The sequence below is a fragment of the Erythrobacter litoralis genome, from assembly GCF_001719165.1.
Lineage (GTDB): Bacteria > Pseudomonadota > Alphaproteobacteria > Sphingomonadales > Sphingomonadaceae > Erythrobacter > Erythrobacter litoralis.
The window spans coordinates 2,960,888-2,978,174 of sequence record NZ_CP017057.1 but is presented as its reverse complement, the minus strand read 5'-3'; the positions used below and the strand labels follow the sequence as shown (position 1 = coordinate 2,978,174).

Genomic DNA, 17,287 nt, shown 5'->3' with positions numbered 1-17,287 from the left:
GCAGCTCTTAGTTAGAATGTGAGGGTATCTCACTGCGCAATTGCGCACCTGCCGGGTGCATTTGTGCAACGGGGTGTTCATTGATCTTTCTCCTGTCATTCGATCGGTTGGGCGGAGAATGACTTTCATCCTGATTCTAGGACAAGGTCGCCAGTTCTCCAAGGTTAAATCATGGCTTCTCTGTCTCACTCCGCCCTCCGGAATTCGTCGGGAAACGGCAGTGAAGTCCGGCGAGAGCGAAGGTAGAGAACGCTTCTTCCGTCGGCATCGGTCGTGATGTCGTCGACGGTCACATCATCGATATCGGCCAGATCGGGTTGATCGAGGACTTCGAGGTGGGCACGTCGAAGCACCGCGGAGGCGAGGGCCTCCGCGGGAAGACGCGATGTGTGTTGTTGGGGGCGGTTCGCTCCGATCCTCGCGGAGAGTATACGGAGCCGACTTTCAAGCGAGTGTTATGCGGTCAGACAGCCCGGAACTGAGACCGCCGTCGATCTCGCACTTATGGTTATCGAGGAATGCCTTGCCCCATGGCGACCGCTGCCATCTGGTTGCGATCCCTTGCCTGACGGGCGGAAATGTCGGTGATCATCCGTTTGAGCTGATTTTCTCGATAGCGTTCGTCCAGCCTCGGATCGCCTTCAAAGGCCCTTATGACACCTAGCGGGTTGTTCTTCATCCGCATATGTAGACGGCGACCTACGATATCGGTCTGGAGGTATGCGTCGAGGGACTTCAGGACCGACGTGGCAACGCGCGTTCGATTAGGGTCCGACCCATCGCCCAAGGCCTCGGAGATGTATTCGCGAAGCACGATTGGTGCGGCATTCAGCTGGCGTTTTGCGACATCGTATTTTCTTCCCAAGGTAATCACGTTGGCAGCCCTGCTCTGGAGGCAGTGTAGAGGATGCATGACTGCGAGGGCTATGGCGGTCTCATCGCCGCCGGACCGCATTGGAAAGTCCATGATCACCATCTGCTTGAGTAGCTTGTCGGCAGGTGGACCTATGACGTTCGACAGGATGTCGATCTCGAGTTCGTGACCCTCGATTGTTGCATGCACGACTGCTGCATTCGGTGTATGGTCGTTCTCCTTGGGATACTGGACGCGGCCACCGAGTCTTTCGGCGATCTTTGCCGCGACGGTCCCGGTTCCGAAGAAATCGATATCCTTCGAAACGAATGGAGCATAGTCCGACAGTTCGGGAGCCTTCTCGCTGTAGCGCTCGGCCCAGAAATTCAATGCCTGACCTCCGACCAGCAGCGCGCCCTCCACGGGAGCGGTCAGGTCCATGACCTTCTCCACGATGCTCTGTGGAAGGACGTCAGGCATGGCGATCAATCGATCTCATTCCATTGACGGACTCTTGCGCGCCGAGCGAGGTTACGAGGGATGAAACCGTTGCGCTCTTGGAGCGAAGCTACATCGATGCGTCCGGCGACGAGATCGCGTTCATCGAGGTCGCGCGCGGCCTGCTTTTCCCTGGCCCTGTCGGATTGGCTGAAACTCTGATCCGCCATGTGAGAGCCTCCTCTTTTCTACGTTGCGTTCTTCATCACGGATATAGGGCGATGAACTGGAATCTTCTATGTCTGGATTCCCCACGGCACCCCTTCGGTACTGACGTCAGGCTGCAGGGGTGCCTTTTCCCTCCTCCTAACCTTTTACCCGTGACATCTCCTGCGATCCGGTCTCATTCCGGAGGCTTTCTAAGCTCGATCATGCGCGGCAGCGAATCCTCTCCCATTGCCGAAGCCACCAGTAGGGATAGCGCATGGATGCGCTCCACGAGGACGGCTTCGGTATTGCGGTGTCGCGCGCGTTCCGCCTTCGCCGCTTCGCGTTCTGTTGCCAATTCGCTCCGTAGGCGTTTCAGCTCTTCGCGCGCGCCGCCGTGCGGAGCCGATGCGCCAAGATTCTGGAAGAGTTCGAGTTCGCGCTTGTAGCGATAAAGCGTTGGTCGGGGAACGCCGGTCTCCTCGACCAAGTTCACGACCGTCCAGGAGCCGTCCGTCTGCGTCGTCCCGCGGCAGAAGCGATCGATGCCGGCCCGGATCGTCCTTTCGGTCGATTCCGTTCCGCGAAGGTCGCCTCCTCCCGCCAGGACATCGAGTTCGTGAAGGCGGTCCGCATTGTCCTTCCTGAGGTCCTCGAAGGAGGTCTGGTCAATCTTTTCCATTCTCACCTCCCTGTGCCTTGGCGATCACCCCTTCGTATCTTTCGATGGCGATCCTGAGTGACTGTTTCTGCGGCCCGCTCCGGGCGGTTCCTGACAGTCTCTGGACCTCCTCCAGCAGTCCCTGCCACTTCGGAACGTGACAGGGCGCGATCACTGCGTTGGCGCATTTATCCGGAGAGCACATACTTATCGCCGGGGATGCGCCCGGTGAGGACTTTGCCCGTTCCGTCAGGCAGAGCGCGTTGCTCACGTTGAACACGCAGTAGCTCAGGCTGCCGACATGGACCGTCTGGACGAGCTTGCGCACGCTGTTGTCGAGAACCGCCCCCTTCGAGGACGTGTCAACCACGGCCGCAGCGAGCCCCACTTCGCGCACGTCCTCCCATTCAGCCAGCACGCGGCTGGCGCCCGGACCGGCCCGCCAACCTGCCTGGGCATCGCTCCTCATCTCCTCGAGAATGTCGATGCCCGCGAGGATGCGCTCGTCTTCGACATCGAGCGCGAAGGTGTCGGAGATGGAGCCCGCGTATCCTTCGAAGACGGCCGTGGAGACATGATGATAGTGGAGGCGCCCTGCGATGATGCCGAAGGGCTGCCTCGCGATGAACCTCGCGAGCGTGCGCCGGAACTGGCTCGGCTTGATGTGATAATCGGGTGCCTGGGTGAGGCTCGCGTCTGTCTGGGCGATCGCGTCCCGCTGCCATCTCGCCCGTTCGTAGAAGAGGTTGATCAGGCTTCCGATGGACGTGACGGACAGTGGATAGCCGGTCTTCGATGAACGCAGCAGCTTCCTGTCTCGCGGCTTGGGCTTGCGTAGGGCATCCTTGCTCAGCATGAGCAGATCCGACCCGTGCATCGTGCGGTATGGCGCCAGTAGCTTCTGCAGCATCTGCACGGCCTGGGCGACGATATCGGGGACCACCCAGTCGACGGGTGGCGGCTTGCCCTCCTTGCCCTTGCCGCGTTTCTTCAGCGGAATGCCGCTTATGCGCCAGCGGTCGCGGAGGCCGGTAGCCTTGTCGACTGGACGGTCGAGGCAGTCGGAACCGAGGTTGCTGGCCTCCCCCGGCCTCATTCCGGATAGGTAGAGGATCACGACGAGGCAGGCGGCGACGAGATGGCCGAGTTCCTCGCGGTAGAGATGGTGCGCCGCCTTCTTGCGGTCCGGCATCCAGGTGATGCCCGTCTCAGGGCAGGTGCCAGGTGATGTCTTCCAGCCGGAAAATCGGCTCTGCCATCATCCCAGAATGCGTGCATCTCCATCCTCATCGCAAGGACGGTGGGGGCATAGTGCTCGAGATAGCGTCGCGCACAGTCGATGAGCGTCGCGATGACCTTGTCCGGAAGGGGTTCGGTCGTGTTCTCCTCGCTGGTCTCGCCGGCGCCGAGCATCTTTGCGGTCAGGTTGCCGTCATAGGGAGAGAATGGCAGCGGGGAACTCAGGCGTTCACGGAAGACGTCGAGCGCCTTGATCGGGAGGAGATAGCTCCAGACGGTCTGCGGACTGCAGGAGGAACCCGTCCGCACGTTCGCGCCGGATGCGGGGACCGCATCTTCCGGTACATGGTTTTCCAACCATACCCGATATTCGTGGACGTGCCGCTGGCGGAGGTCCTGAGGACCCGCGACATCGGGATGCTTGACGTCCAGCCAACGCAGGAACCGCTTCATTCTCAGCTGTTCGCGGGAGGCATGGTAGCTGCCGATCGTCTTCTGCGTCGCCAACGGCGTGTTCAGCCGGTGCCAGCACAGTTCCTTGCAGATTGCGAGCCAGCCCGGGTGGTTCGCGCCGACGTCGTTCCAGTCGATCCGGCAGATCGATTCGGCACGGCCGGAATGGTGATCCGTCTCCGTCAGATCCCAGATCATCGCTTGGAACCGACCAGTGAGGTCGGGACGACGCAGGAGGATGGGCGATTCGCTGTAGGGCGACCGCTGGCCTCGCTCATCGTGAGCCCGGATATGGCCGGAATGCGCGTTCATTGCAGCATCTCGGGAGGAAGATGCATATCCAGACCCTTGGCGATCGTTTCCGCCTCTGCGACGGTGCGTTTGTCGAACTGGGGTAGGATGGCATGGGTGATCTCACGCCACGCAGCGCCGTAGAGGGCCTCCCACTCGGGCGACCCCATCTCGTCGCGGCGCCGCTCCACGTGCGCCCGAAAGCCGAGGATCGCGGGCAGGGATCGACGCGTGATCAGAGCGTTGGGACAGACCACGCAGCCGAAGAAGGCCTTCGAGCAGGGTGTCCCCGGCTTGTCGAACGGGGAATTCGTGAAGTCGCGGCAGCTGGCGAGCCACAGGTCCTGCTCGCCGGACAGCGCGGTTGCGATGTCGTTCTCGGCGACTTCGGCCTTCCGTGCGGCTGCGGATACCTGGTCGTCGGATGCGTCGTTCGGAAGATCGATGACCCTCCTGGAAAGCGCATGGTCCCAAGCCTGCGCCTGCGCGTCCAGGACCGCGTTCTCGAGGAAGGGTCGGATACGGTCGTTGTCGAGATAGTGCTTGGCGCGCACGTCGGCCGAGTTGTCCGACCTGTCGATTGACAGTCGGCCTCCATGCCTGATCGTGCGCTGGGTGCGCCATGTCGGGCGCAGCCTGTTCCTAACGATCGGCAATCGCCCGCCGTGATCGTCTCGTAGGCCGCTTTCGTTGAGATGGTCGCTGATTGCCCTGAAGGCATCGGCGGCGCAGTGGAAAGTGAACAGCGGTGTCGCGTCGTCGGTTCCGCCATCCTCGGCCTGCCTCTCTCTGGCTCGATCCCGTAGGAGAGCGAGGACCCCAGCGGCTTCCCGAAACGAGGTCCCGTCCGCGATGGCCTCCTCCTCGGTGTCGAGGCCTCCGTCGCTCGGGTTGGTTGTCCGGCTCTTGCGGAAACCGTTCCCGCCACCGCCGCGTCGCTTGATGTAGCGCACCTTGATGCGCCGCCCATCGGTCTTGAGGTTCGCAAGGGTGAGCGCGGGAAGGCATTCTAGTTCGATCCCGAGCTTTAGGCCGATGATGACGAAGGCGGCGATCTCCATGACCGCCCTGTCCCCGGGGTCACCACTATCGTGGGTTCGGTGCAGTATGGCCGCGCAGGCGCTGATGATGCGCTGCGATTCGGCGAGCGAATAGGGCGCGTTGGGCTTCGTATCGTCAATCCGCTCGCCGGGAAGGAAGTCCTCGTCGCGCCAGCCCGGGCCGAATACTGCCGGGTCCTCGAGATAAAGCTGTCGCAGGATCCGCAGCGGCGCGGCCTTGTAGGCATAGGCGGTGGTGCCGGTGACTTCCCCCAGCGTCGCACGCAGGTCCATGGCTATGCGGAAATCTTCGACGATCTGGGGACCGAGGATGGTGTCATCCTTGCCGGGCTCCTGACCCCGCGCGTCCTTTTCGGTCTCTGCCAGCCAGAGGAAGAAGGGCTTGCTCTGTGTCTGGTAGGCCAGGGCCGTCGATCCGGTGGCGATGGCCTTGCCGGGTCCGGACATCCTGTGGACCGCATCGAGCATGGCCCTGCCGAGGGCGGGACGCACCGAAGCGAAGTCCCAGTTCAGTGGGTTCTTCCGTTCGAAATGGCGATGCCGCCAATCGCTTGGATTTGATCGGGTGGGGAACTGGAGGACTCCACCCCGGTCGAGCGTCGGGACTTTTCGTCGCGGCCGCCCGAGCCTCGGCGGGAGACTGTCATCGGACGCTTCGTTCCTGTGGTCAGCGGATGAGGTCAAGGTAGTCCTCCTCCGATCCGAGGGTGTCCTCGAAGATCCGCAGCGCCTCGTCGATGACGAAATCGTCGGCGCTGAGGATGTCGAGGTAGATGAAGGTCGTCTCGTAGTGCTTGTGGCCCAGGAGACGCTGGAGGGCGCGGAGGGGGTCTCCGAAGATCGTCGCGTAGACATCGCTGCGACCGCCTTCTGTGAGGCGCCTGACGTCGTCCTTGATCTTCATGCTGTCATGATGACGACGCAGGAGCGCACAGAGCATGTAGACCGCGAAGGTGTGCCTGAGGGTATGCGGCGTCACCTTGACGCCCGATCGTTCGGATGCGTTCTCGAAGACCTTCTCCCAGCCGCCGATCCCCATGAGGCCACCGGATTGGTTGAGCCACAGCGGAGTTAGGGACGCCGAAAGCCCCTTGCGTTCGAGCGCCGGCAGTCGCTCGAGTTGCTGATATGCTTGAAGACGGCGGAAAGCGTGGATGCCGACTGGCACTTTCCGGGCGCGGTGGCCCTTCCCGTCGATCGCAGGGACCGGATAGGTGAAAGCTCTACCGCCATTGTTATCGTTGCGAGGAGGAACAGCCGTGGCAGGCATCCTGCTGCATTCGTAGAGACGCATGCCGGACGTCAGGATGGTTTCGGCGAAAGCGGCGTTGCGCAACGGCGATCTGGTCACCATCAGACCGTCGTCCCGGAAGATGCGGAAGCGGTCGAGCGTGATGAACTTCGGTTCTTCGAACATGGCTCCGGCCCCCTTGTAGGACCACTGCAACGCCGGATGCTCTGTCGGGTTATCCGGACGCAGACGCAGGAGGACGGCCGCATCGAACATGGTCTTCAGCGCGGCAGCCTCGGAGTTCCAGGAAACAGGATCCAGGGACTTTCCCTGAGGCGTTGCGCTCGCCAGGCGGCGAGCCCGGTATTGGGAAAGGTATCCCGGATCGACAGTCGCCAGATCTCCACCATCCTCGGCTAGCGTAGCGACGAATCTGAGGACGTGCTGACCATAGGTCCGCATGGTGGTCCGCCCGGGCACTTGTTCGGTCATCTTGCGTAGGACGCTGGAGGACTGAGGATGGATTTGAGGAGGATTGGAATACTGGTCGAGGACGAAGGGGACTCGTTCAGTGATCCCGATCCTGGCGTAGAGTGACTTCGCCAACGGGCTGGCCCGATCATGCCAGAACCGTTCGAGCTCATCCGGCATGAGCGCCTCGTCGACCGATTGATCGAGAAGATCAGGATTGACGAAAGCCAGACGCAAGACGGTGTGTCCTCATGGGTTACGGGGTTTCCCGCTTCATGAGGACACACTCTCTCACTTTTTCAAGTTATTTATTGACCGCAGTCCCATCCTGTTCCATAGAATGAGACACAGCACAACATTACTATTGACAGCTCAGGCACTCCTCGTAATCGGTCTGTTCGCCGGCCGCGTTCAGTTCGAACTTCGACAGTTCGGCGGTGTTGTCCGCTTCGACCCCGCCGGCGAAGCCTGCGCGCTGCACGCTCTTCGACCGCAGGTAATAGAGCGACTTGATGCCCTTCTCCCACGCCTGGAAATGCAGCATCATCAGGTCCCACTTGTCGACGTCGGCCGGGATGAACAGGTTCAGCGACTGCGCCTGGTCGATATAGGGCGAACGGTCGGCGGCGAATTCGAGCAGCCAGCGCTGGTCGATCTCGAAGCTGGTCTTGAACGTCGCCTTTTCCTCAGCGGTGAGGAATTCGAGATGCTGGACCGAACCGCCCCGCTCGAGGATCGAATTCCAGACATTGTTCGAATTCTTGGATTTCCGGTCGAGCAGCTTTTCGAGATAGGGGTTCTTCACCACGAAGCTGCCCGAAAGCGTCTTGTGGGTGTAGATGTTCGCCGGGATCGGTTCGATGCACGCGCTTGTCCCCCCGCAGATGATCGAGATCGACGCGGTCGGCGCGATCGCCATCTTGCACGAAAACCGCTCCATCGCGCCCATTTCGGCGGCGTCGGGGCAGGGTCCGCGCTCCTGCGCGAGCAGCATCGAGGCTTCGGATGCCTTGGCCTGAATGTGCTGGAACATCTTCAGATTGTGCGCCTTGGCCATGGCGCTTTCGAACCCGAGCCCCTTCGACTGGAGGAAGGAGTGGAAGCCCATCACGCCGAGCCCGACCGAACGTTCGCGCATGGCCGAATACTTGGCGCGGGCCATCTCTTCGGGGGCGCGGTCGATATAGTCCTGCAGCACGTTGTCGAGGAAGCGCATGACGTCCTCGATGAAACGCTTGTCGGAATTCCACTCGTCCCACTTTTCAAGGTTCAACGAGGACAGGCAGCACACCGCCGTGCGATCGTTGCCGAGATGGTCGATGCCCGTCGGCAGGGTGATTTCCGAACACAGGTTCGAGGTCGAGACCTTAAGGCCGAGATCGCGGTGATGCTTGGGCATCATGCGGTTCACGGTATCGTTGAAGACGATGTAGGGCTCGCCCGTCGCGAGGCGGGTTTCTACCAGCTTCTGGAACAGCGAACGCGCATCGACGGTGGCGCGCACTTCGCCGGTCTTGGGGCTCTTGAGGTCGAACTTGTCGCCCGCGCGCACCGCTTCCATGAATTCGTCGGTGACGAGAACGCCGTGGTGCAGGTTCAATGCCTTGCGGTTGAAGTCGCCCGAAGGTTTGCGGATTTCGAGGAATTCCTCGATCTCCGGGTGGCTGATGTCGAGATAGCACGCCGCCGATCCGCGCCGCAGGGACCCCTGCGAAATCGCGAGCGTCAGGCTGTCCATCACCCGCACGAACGGGATGATGCCGCTGGTCTTGCCGTTGAGGCCCACGGGCTCACCGATGCCGCGGACATTGCCCCAATAGGTGCCGATGCCGCCGCCCTTGGAGGCGAGCCAGACGTTCTCGTTCCAGGTGCCGACGATCCCGTCGAGGCTGTCGGACACGGAATTGAGATAGCACGAAATCGGCAGGCCGCGCGCAGTGCCGCCGTTCGACAGCACCGGGGTCGCGGGCATGAACCACAGGTTCGAGATGTAGTCGTAGAGCCGCTGGGCGTGTTCCTCGTCGTCGGCATAGGCATCGGCGACGCGGGCGAACAGGTCCTGGTAGCTTTCGCCGGGCAGGAGATAGCGGTCGGTCAGCGTTTCCTTGCCGAAGGCGGTTAGGTTCGCATCGCGGGCTGGATCGGTGCGGATCGTGAAACGGCGCGGATTGACGCTCTTGCTGTCGGGTTTGGCGGCCTGCTTCATCGCATTGGCGACGGCGCCGGCCATGGCTTCGCCCGCCTTTTCGGCGATCAGTTCGTCGCTGCCGGTGTCGGCTTTCTTCATGCTCACGGCCTTTTCATTCGCCTGTTTATTCGCCTGCGGGTGTTCCGCAGTGCCGGTTTCGGTGTCGTCGATAACTTCGTTCGGCACGCTGTCGCTCGTCTTGAAATCCATTGTCACCCCGTTGTCCCCCGAATCGCCCCATGGCCGCAAGGGCCAATGTTCCAATTCTGTTCTTTACCGGCCCATCCACAGGCTGTCCCCGGTCCGGCCACAGGCCTGTCCTCCGGATACAGCTCTTCTGGTCTCCTGCCAGGTTCATCCGGGACCCTTCGCCGGAGACTCCGAACCCATGCCCGACCCGAAGGGCCGGAGGGGGGATTCACCATGGCTGGGGGGTCCGCCGCAGACCTAACCACTAGATCATGAATCGCACGCGGGTCCGCGTCAACGGGCGATTAACCCTTAAAACGGCGCCTTGCGCATGTTCGGAGCGCAGCGAGACCGCGCGACGCGTGGACCAAGCTTGAGTCGTGGAACGCGCAAGGGGCAAAATGAATCTGTGAAGAAAAATTTGGTGATTGAATCATGTGAATCAATGCCTGAATCTTTCGCTCGGGCGGCGGCAAGATTGTTGCGCCATCGGGCCCGCAAAGGCCGGCGGCGGGCGCCGCAACGTCCGGCGTTTTCGCCCTTCCGGCCCGCCACGCACACGCCACTAGCCAGTCCGGGCGAACCCCTCTAGGTTCGGCCTCGCAGGCGCTTCAGGGGCGATGGACATGGCAGAGGACATGGCGAACGCTCACGAGCCACCGGACCAGCGCCAAGCCTCCGCTCCACGGCTGTTCCTCAGTTACACCCGCACCGATTCCGAAGCGGCGAAGCGGATCATCGCGGTGCTCGAAGAGGCCGGGTTCGATGTCTGGTGGGACGGCCTGATCGAAGGCGGCGTCAATTACCTGCCCATGACCGAGGCCGCGTTGGAGGAAGCGGATTGCGTCGTCGTGCTGTGGTCGCGGCAGGCGGTCGAATCCGGATGGGTCCGCGACGAGGCGCAGCGCGGCCGCGAACGCGGTTGTCTCGTCCCGGTTTCGCTCGACGGCACGATGTCGCCGCTCGGTTTCCGGCAGATCCAATTGCTCGACATCAGCGGCTGGTCCGGCACGCCCGATGCGCCCGAAATGGCGCGGGTGCTGGCGGCGGTCAGGCGGACGGTCTCGGGCGATGGAGATCCCCCGGACCGCCGGGCCATGCCCGCGCAGGCCGCGCCGCCGGCAGCGCCGCCATCGCCGCGTGCCGCCCTTGCAGGCGGCGTTTCCCGGCGCGGGCTGGCGATCGGTGGCGGGGCGGCCCTGCTGGCGGGCGTCGGCGTGCTGGGCGCATGGCAGGCCGGCCTTTTCGGAGGCGCTGGAGGCGGTGCGGTTTCGATGGCTGTCCTGCCCTTCGCCAATCTCACCGGCGACGAGGAGCAGGGCTGGTTTTCCGCGGGTCTTTCCAATGAACTGCGTCAGGCTCTCGCGCGCAATCCGCGCCTCAGGGTGTCGGCGCCGACCAGTTCGGCAGCGGCCGCGGACGGCGACGAATTCGCGCTTGCCTCACGGCTCGGCGTCGAGAACATCCTGCGCGGATCGGTCCAGCGCGCCGCCGACATGGTGCGCATCTTCGTCGAACTGGTCGAGGTCGACGGCGGTGTCGTGCGATGGTCGGAAAGCTATGACCGGTCCTTTGCCGACGTGTTCGCGATGCAGTCCGAAATCGCCGAGACCGTTGCGCTTTCGCTGGTCGCGCGGATTGCCGGACGCGAAGGCGCGCTTCGGAGCGTGGAGCAGCAGCGGGGCGTGGGCGGGACCGAGGATCCTGCCGCCTACGAGGCCTATCTGCGCGGACTGGCGCTTTCCACTCTTTCTGCCGGGATCAACAGCGATCGCGCCGCGCTGACCCAGTTCGAGGCGGCGATAGCATCCGACCCTGCCTTTGCAGCGGCCCATGCGATGCGCGCGAGAATGCTGGCCGCGGTCGCCAATGCGAGCGCGTCCGCCGAGGAGGTCGAGCGCTTCTACGATCTTTCCATCGCCGCTGCCGAACGCGCGATCGCGCTCGCGCCCGAGCTCGCTCGCGGCCATCTCGCGCTCGGCTTCGCGCTCAATAACGGGCGGCTCAACCGGGCCGGGGCCGCTCCGCATTACCGTCGCGCGCAGGAGCTTGCACCGGGCGATGCCGACGTGCAGGCCTCGGTCGCGATCTTTTATGCCTATGGCGATAAGCAGCCGCTCGCCATGCAGATGATCGACCGCGTGCTCGAACTCGATCCGCTCAATCCCCTCGCCTTTCGCACTGCCGGGTTCATCGCGCTTTTCGCGCGCGATTATTCCGCCACGATCAGCCGCATGATGCAGGCGCTCAAGCTCAATCCGGGGCTTGCCAGCGCCCATTTCGCGATCGGCAATGCCCGGCTGATGCAGGGCGATCTTGCAGGGGCGCAGGCGGCGTTCGAAAAGGAACGCGTGCCGATTTTCAGCCAGGTCGGGCTTGCGATCACGTTCGCGCGGCTCGGCGATGATGCGCGGGCGCGCGCGGCGCTGGCGGAATTGGTCGGGACCTATGGCGATGCCGGGCTCTACCAGCAGGCGCAGGTGCATGCGCAATGGGGCGATGCCGACCGCGCGCTCGATCTCCTCGAGAGGGCCTATGACATGCGCGATCCCGGGATGCTGTTCGCGCGCAACGATGCGCTGCTCGACCCGCTGCGATCCTCGCCCCGGCTCGAACGATTGCTATTGCGGCTGTCCTCGTGATAATCGACCGTTCCACTGTGGGGGAAATCGAGATGAAGACCTATTTCACGGCGCTGCTCGCGGCGGGCTGCGCTCTGGCGCTTGTCGGTTGCAATGGCGGCGAGGAAGCGGCCGAAGAAACCACCGGAGCCGAGGCCCCGATGGAAGAGGGCGCGATGGAAGACGGCGCCATGGAAGACGATGCCATGGAAGACGGCGCCATGGCGGGCGAGGCGGAAATGACCGAAACCCCCGAGGAAGACGATCCTCTCGAAGGCACGGGCAATCCGATCGGCCCGATGGCGCCCGCTTCCGACGAATCGTGATGCGAAGCCCGGCGGACCCTTGAGGGGGCGCCGGGCCGGGTCGTTTCAGCGCGCGGCGGCGATTGTCCGTTCGATCCACTCGCGCGCCCGGGCGACGCGGGTGTAACGGCTCGCCTCGCCCGTCGTGCCGCATTTCCGGCCCGAACTGACCACACCGATCACGCGCGCCCGCCTGTCGGCATCGCCGTAATAGATCAGCGGCCCGCCGCTGTCCCCGTAGCACGCCTGTTCCCCCTCGCTGCCCGCCGCGCACAGCGCCGCATTGAGCAGGTTGCCGGTGTAACCGGTAATCTCGGTGCATTTCTCGAGCGTTTCGAGCTGCATTTTCGCGCCCATCAGCACGGTCGGCATGACCACTCGTTCGACCTCGGTGCGCCCCCAGCCATAGGTGTAGACGTCCATGTCGGGGGCGATCCTGCGCCGCAGCAGCGGTGTCTCGTCGAGGCCGATCAGCCTGATCGCATTGGTCGCAGCGCCGCTCTGCCCGCGACTCGGGTCGTAGCGGATGAGCGCGATGTCGAAAGCGTAGGTGCCCAGATCGAAGAACGGATGCTCGTGGACTTCGAGGATCGGGTAGCTTATCCCCTCATCGCCCGCCGGTCGGTGGACGCCCAGCCTGATGCGATAATCGGCGCTGCGGATCGGAAATTCTTCGCCCGTCTCCAGCCTGTCGACGAGGCAATGCGCCGCCGTCAGCACCCAGCCGCGCCGGATCAGCGCTCCGCCGCACAGGACACGCTGCTTGGCCGACAGGGGACCAAGACCGTTCGGCAGGGTCCGCGGACGCCACAGCAGCGCCTGCCACGGCGCCTGGCCGGGTTCCAGCGGATAGCCCCTGTAGACCCGCCGCTCCGGATCGCACACCAGATCGCTGTAGAGCTGGCCGCGAAATTCGAGCGTGCTGGTCGAACAGGGCGAATATTCCATCTGGGCCCGGCTTGCCTCGGGGATATGGGACAACAGGGTCTCCCGGTCGTCGGGCTCTATCGGCGGGACGAAGTTCCGGCCTGCCACGGCGAGCGGCAGGTCGGGATATGTGGCAAGGTTCTGGCGCAATGTCTTGCAGGCGGACCACCATTCCGCTTCGCACAGGCGCACATAAAGCGCCTGGGCGCGCGCGATGTCCTGCGCCAGCGCATCGCCCCGGTCGAGCGCACTGGCGAGCCGGTTGCACGCGGCAAGGTCGCCCGCATCGCAGCCCGTGACGAGCAGGGTCTCCGCCTTTGCGGGATCGACCGTGAGCGCAAGATCGCCGGCACGCGCGCATGCATCGCTTATCCCGGCAAAACAGGCAGCCGCCAGCAATTCGCGGGCCCTGTTGGCGTCTTCGAGGGGCGTGGCGGTGCTGTCGTGAATCTCCCCCAGCCTCGCGCAGGCGGCCATGTCGCCGCTCTCGCAGCCTTCGGTCAGGCCGGGCCATTCGCGCAGCATCGCGGCGGTTTCGCATTGCACCTCGTCGAGCGCGCAGGCGCGGTCGTAGAGCGCGAACGCGTAATCGCGGTCCTGAACCGTTCCATTGCCGACAAACGCGCGGTCGCCGAGCTGCTTGCAGCTCCAGTCGCTCCCGCCCGAGCAGGCATTGTGTAGGATGATTGCCTCCGACGGCCTCCCGGCGGTGCCTTCCTCGAGGCGCAGCAATTCCTCGCATGCCTCGGTATCGAGCGCGTCGCATTGCCCGGTGAGCAGTTCCAAGGCTTCGGCCATGCGTTCGCCCGTCGGCTGCGTCGCAATCATCGCGGCGCCGAGCTCGCGGCACGCCGCGCCGGCGCCTGACCGGCAGGTTTCGCGCCACAGGGCCTCGGCGCGCTGTTCGTCGCGCGGCACGCCGACCCCCCTGTGGAGGAGCCGCGCATAAGCGATGCAGCCCCCCGCCGAGCCGAGTTCGCACGCCCGCGCGAAAGGCGCTGCCGCCTGTTCCGATGCGCTTTCGTCGCGCAGTGCGGTCGTCACCCGGCCGAGCCCTTCGCAACCCCGGGCCACATCCGCCTCGCAGGTTTCGCGGTAGAGGATGGCGGCGATCGGGCGGTTCTGCGGCGTGCCGAGGCCAAGCTCGTATGCTTCGCCCAGATCGCTGCAGGCCGCGCGATCGCCGCTGTCGCAGGCGGCCTCGAGCATGCGGAACCGCGCCGCTTCGCGCTCGATTTCGGCGGCCGGCTTGTCCTGCGGCGCGCGCGGGGTTCCGGAGGTTTTGTAGACAGGGTGGTCGGCGGCCGGGATTTCCGGTTCCTGCGCGCGCAGATCCGCGGGACAGGTCATGGCCGCGGCAAGGAGGCTCGCCAGCATGGCCATCGCCCCAACGGTCCGGTGTGTCATCGCCCGCCTCCCTCGCGAGCGGAGGGTTCTGCCACTCGCACCCCCCTGTCAAGGGAGGCGGTGCCGCCCTGGGCGCACAAACCGTGCTTGTGCCCGTCTTTGCCTTGCGGTTAAGGTCCGCGGTGCAGGGGGCGCTGTCCCTGCCGCGAACAGCAGGCTGGGGGAAGACGCAGGACATGGCCCACGACCCGGCCCACGACCCGGCTGCCGGCTGGAAACCTCACGTCGCCATCGGGATCACCGGCCACCGGCCGGACAATCCCGCCCTGTCCGGCAATCGCGAGGCGGTGCTGCGCGCACTCGAAGACGCTCTCGGGGCGATCGACCGGCTGGCCTGCGAAGCGGCGGGCGAAGGGCGGGAGATCAGGCTCTTCACCCTGCTGGCGGGGGGAATAGACCAGTCCGCCGCCCGCATCGCTCTTGCCAGGCGATGGTCGCTGGTCGCGCCTCTGCCGTTCGGGGCGGGCCTCAATTGCGCGATCAATGCGGGCGCTGCGACGCGCGGGGACGTGGCCGCGCTGTGCAGCGGCGGACAAGCGGCCGATCCCGAGGTCGAAGCGCGCGCGGCGGCGATCCGCACGCTCGCCGACAGCGCGCACCTGTTCGAAATCGCCGACCGCGACGAGGAAATCCGCGCCGCGCTCGAATGCAGTCTCGCCGATCCCGCGGACGGCCAGGCCGCGCGGCGGCTGGACGCGCTGTGTTCGGCCAATGTCGAGCTTGCCGGGCGCGTGATGATCGAACGGATCGACCTTCTCGTCGCGGTCTGGGATCGCACGCGGACCGACCTTGCGGGCGGCACGGGGCACACCGTGCTTGCCGCGCTGGAGACCGGGACACCGGTCCTTGTGATAGACCCGGCGCGGCCCGAAAGCTGGACGATCCTCACGCGCCCCGAAGAGCTCGGCCATCTCGACCCCGGCGCGGCGGCCGGCCCGGATCTTGTCCGGCTCGAGGCGATCGTCGCCGGCGCGCTCGCCCCCATGGCGCACAGCGTCGAGCGCATGCGGCGGGAAAAATGGCGGCCCAGATCGTCTTTCGGTTTCGGGATCTATCGCTGGATCGAATGGCTGTTCGGCGGGCGCACCGCGAAATCGGGCACGATCCAGACCCGTTTCGAAGCGCCCGGCAGCATCGCCGCGGGAAGCGCCGCCGGATTGCTCGATGTCGCGCGCGCCGCGCTCGGGCCGGAGGATCGCGTCGTCGCCCGGATCGAACGCGAATTGCTGCCGAACTTCGCCTGGGCCGATGGCGTGTCGAGCCGCCTTTCGGATGCCTATCGCAGCGGCATGTCGGTCAATTTCATGCTCTCCGCGCTCGCGATCATAATCGGCATCGCCTATCTGCCGCTCGGCCTGCCGGAGCTCAAATGGGTCTTTGCGCTGATCGAGCTGGGACTGCTGCTCGCCATTCTCGCGATCACCTATGTCGGGCACGCACGGGCATGGCACCGCCGCTGGTTCGAGACGCGGCGCGTGGCGGAATATCTGCGGTTCGCGCCTGCCATCGCGATCACGGGCGTCGCCCGTCCGGTCGCCCGCTGGCCGCGCGGGGGGCGGGGCGAATGGCCCGAACGCTTCAGCCGCGATGCGCTGCGCGATGCGGGGCTGCCCGAGGCCCGGATCGACCGTGCCTTCCTGCGTCGCGCGCTCGAGGGGATCGTCCTGCCGCACATCACCGGCCAGCGCCGCTATCACGAAGCCAAGGCCAAGCAGCTCGCGCGGGTCGACCGCCGCATCGACCGGGCGGCGGAGAGCTGTTTCCTCGCCGCGGTGGTTTCGGTCTCGATCTGGCTCGCCATCGCGGCGGCGGCGGCGGCCGGGCTGGTCCCGGCGTCATGGCCCGATGCGACCGCCAAGCTGTTCACCTTTCTCGGCGTTGCTTTCCCGACGCTTGGCGCGAACCTTGCCGGGCTGCGCTATTTCGGGGATTTCGAACGCTTCGCCGCGATCTCGCGCGCGACTTCGGGCAAGCTTTCCTCGGTCGAGGAGCGGACCGGCCTCCTGATTTCCGGCGACGAGCAGCGCCTGACCTTTTCGTCCGCGAGCGACCTCGTGCGTGCCGTCGACGAGATCATCGTCGGCGAAATCGAAAGCTGGCAATCGGTCTATGCCGCAAAGCATCTCGGCCTGCCGGCGTGATCTGCCGGGCATTCCGGAAGACGCCGCTTCTCAGTCGATGATTTCCGCGTCGAGCTCGGGATTGAGCACGGTGACGCGGTTGAGCCATTTCTTGGGCCGGCGCAGCATGTCGCCGGGATATTCGACCTTGAGGCCGAGGATTTCCGCCATCCGCCCGACGAAGTGGATGCAATTGCGCTTTTCCAGGTCGTTATACTTGCCCGGCGCGTTCTGCCAGGCGCGCACCTCGGCGACGATGCGGCGATATTGCCGGTCGGTCAGCGTCAGGGTGAAATGGCGGTTGGTGTTCTTCACGTTGCGTTCGGTTTCGGCCAGCACCATGTGTTCGACCGGGCCGGACAGGATCGTGGGCGTCACCGTGCGCGCGGAAAAGCCGTAATTCTCGTTCACCGCCTCGCCCGTCTCATCGAGCGTGCCTTCGAGCACGATTGAGGTGTGCGGATAACGCCCCCACAGGACCGAGCCGTCGAAGCTGTGGAAATGGATCCGCACCTCGGCAAGCGCCGCACTGCTCTAGGCGAGCATGAAAAGCGCGAGGAAATGGACCGCGAGACGGGGGAGGCGCGTCAGCATGGGAAGCGACATACCGCCCCTCTCGCGCGGC

At 64.6% G+C, this 17,287-nt stretch carries 13 protein-coding genes; 3 read left to right on the top strand and 10 right to left on the bottom strand.

Annotation, left to right across the window (positions count from 1 at the left end):
- Positions 1 to 508: 508 nt before the first annotated feature.
- From Ga0102493_RS14140 to Ga0102493_RS14105, 8 genes are all read right to left on the bottom strand, one after another.
- Positions 509 to 1,342: a hypothetical protein gene (locus Ga0102493_RS14140; RefSeq protein ID WP_150132490.1), complete on the bottom strand. Its 834-nt coding sequence runs from the start codon at positions 1,340 to 1,342 to the stop codon at positions 509 to 511.
- Positions 1,339 to 1,521 (bottom strand): hypothetical protein, encoded by a 183-nt coding sequence (locus Ga0102493_RS14135; protein WP_069297565.1) that lies wholly within the window; start codon positions 1,519 to 1,521, stop codon positions 1,339 to 1,341. Before Ga0102493_RS14135 ends, Ga0102493_RS14140 begins: the two co-directional genes overlap by 4 nt.
- Before the next feature lie 173 nt (positions 1,522 to 1,694).
- The gene (locus tag Ga0102493_RS14130) at positions 1,695 to 2,180 is read right to left on the bottom strand and encodes a hypothetical protein (protein ID WP_034902119.1); all 486 of its coding nucleotides are present in this window, start codon (positions 2,178 to 2,180) and stop codon (positions 1,695 to 1,697) included.
- Positions 2,167 to 3,351 (bottom strand): hypothetical protein, encoded by a 1,185-nt coding sequence (locus Ga0102493_RS14125; RefSeq protein ID WP_034902118.1) that lies wholly within the window; start codon positions 3,349 to 3,351, stop codon positions 2,167 to 2,169. The genes Ga0102493_RS14130 and Ga0102493_RS14125 overlap by 14 nt, the downstream gene beginning before the upstream one ends.
- Positions 3,273 to 4,163, bottom strand: a complete 891-nt coding sequence (locus tag Ga0102493_RS14120) for a hypothetical protein (protein WP_034902115.1) — start codon at positions 4,161 to 4,163, stop codon at positions 3,273 to 3,275. The genes Ga0102493_RS14125 and Ga0102493_RS14120 overlap by 79 nt, the downstream gene beginning before the upstream one ends.
- Positions 4,160 to 5,695 (bottom strand): hypothetical protein, encoded by a 1,536-nt coding sequence (locus tag Ga0102493_RS14115; RefSeq protein ID WP_150132489.1) that lies wholly within the window; start codon positions 5,693 to 5,695, stop codon positions 4,160 to 4,162. The genes Ga0102493_RS14120 and Ga0102493_RS14115 overlap by 4 nt, the downstream gene beginning before the upstream one ends.
- Positions 5,696 to 5,870: 175 nt before the next feature.
- Positions 5,871 to 7,142: a tyrosine-type recombinase/integrase gene (locus tag Ga0102493_RS14110; RefSeq protein ID WP_069297564.1), complete on the bottom strand. Its 1,272-nt coding sequence runs from the start codon at positions 7,140 to 7,142 to the stop codon at positions 5,871 to 5,873.
- Between the two features lie 124 nt (positions 7,143 to 7,266).
- Positions 7,267 to 9,303, bottom strand: a complete 2,037-nt coding sequence (locus Ga0102493_RS14105) for a ribonucleoside-diphosphate reductase subunit alpha (protein ID WP_034902111.1) — start codon at positions 9,301 to 9,303, stop codon at positions 7,267 to 7,269.
- Between the two features lie 617 nt (positions 9,304 to 9,920).
- Here Ga0102493_RS14105 and Ga0102493_RS14100 point away from each other — a divergent pair.
- Both Ga0102493_RS14100 and Ga0102493_RS14095 read left to right on the top strand, forming a co-directional pair.
- Complete coding sequence (locus Ga0102493_RS14100) at positions 9,921 to 11,924, top strand: TIR domain-containing protein (RefSeq protein ID WP_161490075.1); 2,004 nt, start codon at positions 9,921 to 9,923, stop codon at positions 11,922 to 11,924.
- Between the two features lie 32 nt (positions 11,925 to 11,956).
- Positions 11,957 to 12,229 carry a hypothetical protein gene (locus Ga0102493_RS14095; RefSeq protein ID WP_069297563.1) on the top strand — a complete coding sequence of 91 codons (273 nt, stop codon included), beginning with the start codon at positions 11,957 to 11,959 and terminating at the stop codon, positions 12,227 to 12,229.
- A gap of 45 nt (positions 12,230 to 12,274) precedes the next feature.
- Here Ga0102493_RS14095 and Ga0102493_RS14090 read toward each other — a convergent pair whose 3' ends face one another.
- Positions 12,275 to 14,542: a trypsin-like serine protease gene (locus Ga0102493_RS14090; RefSeq protein ID WP_081845572.1), complete on the bottom strand. Its 2,268-nt coding sequence runs from the start codon at positions 14,540 to 14,542 to the stop codon at positions 12,275 to 12,277.
- Positions 14,543 to 14,718: 176 nt separating this feature from the next.
- On the opposite strand from Ga0102493_RS14090, the gene Ga0102493_RS14085 reads away from it, so the two are divergent.
- The gene (locus tag Ga0102493_RS14085; protein ID WP_034902106.1) at positions 14,719 to 16,683 is read left to right on the top strand and encodes a hypothetical protein; all 1,965 of its coding nucleotides are present in this window, start codon (positions 14,719 to 14,721) and stop codon (positions 16,681 to 16,683) included.
- Between the two features lie 30 nt (positions 16,684 to 16,713).
- Here the strand turns inward: Ga0102493_RS14085 and Ga0102493_RS14080 are convergent, their stop codons facing one another.
- Positions 16,714 to 17,175: a hypothetical protein gene (locus tag Ga0102493_RS14080; protein ID WP_236922240.1), complete on the bottom strand. Its 462-nt coding sequence runs from the start codon at positions 17,173 to 17,175 to the stop codon at positions 16,714 to 16,716.
- Positions 17,176 to 17,287: the final 112 nt, after the last annotated feature.

Excerpts from the sequence above, each read along its gene's own strand:
- Ga0102493_RS14135 (WP_069297565.1), bottom strand. The coding sequence starts at position 1,521 with ATGGCGGATCAGAGTTTCAGCCAATCCGACAGGGCCAGGGAAAAGCAG.
- Ga0102493_RS14130 (WP_034902119.1), bottom strand. The coding sequence starts at position 2,180 with ATGGAAAAGATTGACCAGACCTCCTTCGAGGACCTCAGGAAGGACAAT.
- Ga0102493_RS14125 (WP_034902118.1), bottom strand. The coding sequence starts at position 3,351 with ATGCCGGACCGCAAGAAGGCGGCGCACCATCTCTACCGCGAGGAACTC.
- Ga0102493_RS14120 (WP_034902115.1), bottom strand. The coding sequence starts at position 4,163 with ATGAACGCGCATTCCGGCCATATCCGGGCTCACGATGAGCGAGGCCAG.
- Ga0102493_RS14105 (WP_034902111.1), bottom strand. The coding sequence starts at position 9,303 with ATGGATTTCAAGACGAGCGACAGCGTGCCGAACGAAGTTATCGACGAC.
- Ga0102493_RS14100 (WP_161490075.1), top strand. The coding sequence starts at position 9,921 with ATGGCGAACGCTCACGAGCCACCGGACCAGCGCCAAGCCTCCGCTCCA.
- Ga0102493_RS14095 (WP_069297563.1), top strand. The coding sequence starts at position 11,957 with ATGAAGACCTATTTCACGGCGCTGCTCGCGGCGGGCTGCGCTCTGGCG.
- Ga0102493_RS14090 (WP_081845572.1), bottom strand. The coding sequence starts at position 14,542 with ATGACACACCGGACCGTTGGGGCGATGGCCATGCTGGCGAGCCTCCTT.
- Ga0102493_RS14085 (WP_034902106.1), top strand. The coding sequence starts at position 14,719 with ATGGCCCACGACCCGGCCCACGACCCGGCTGCCGGCTGGAAACCTCAC.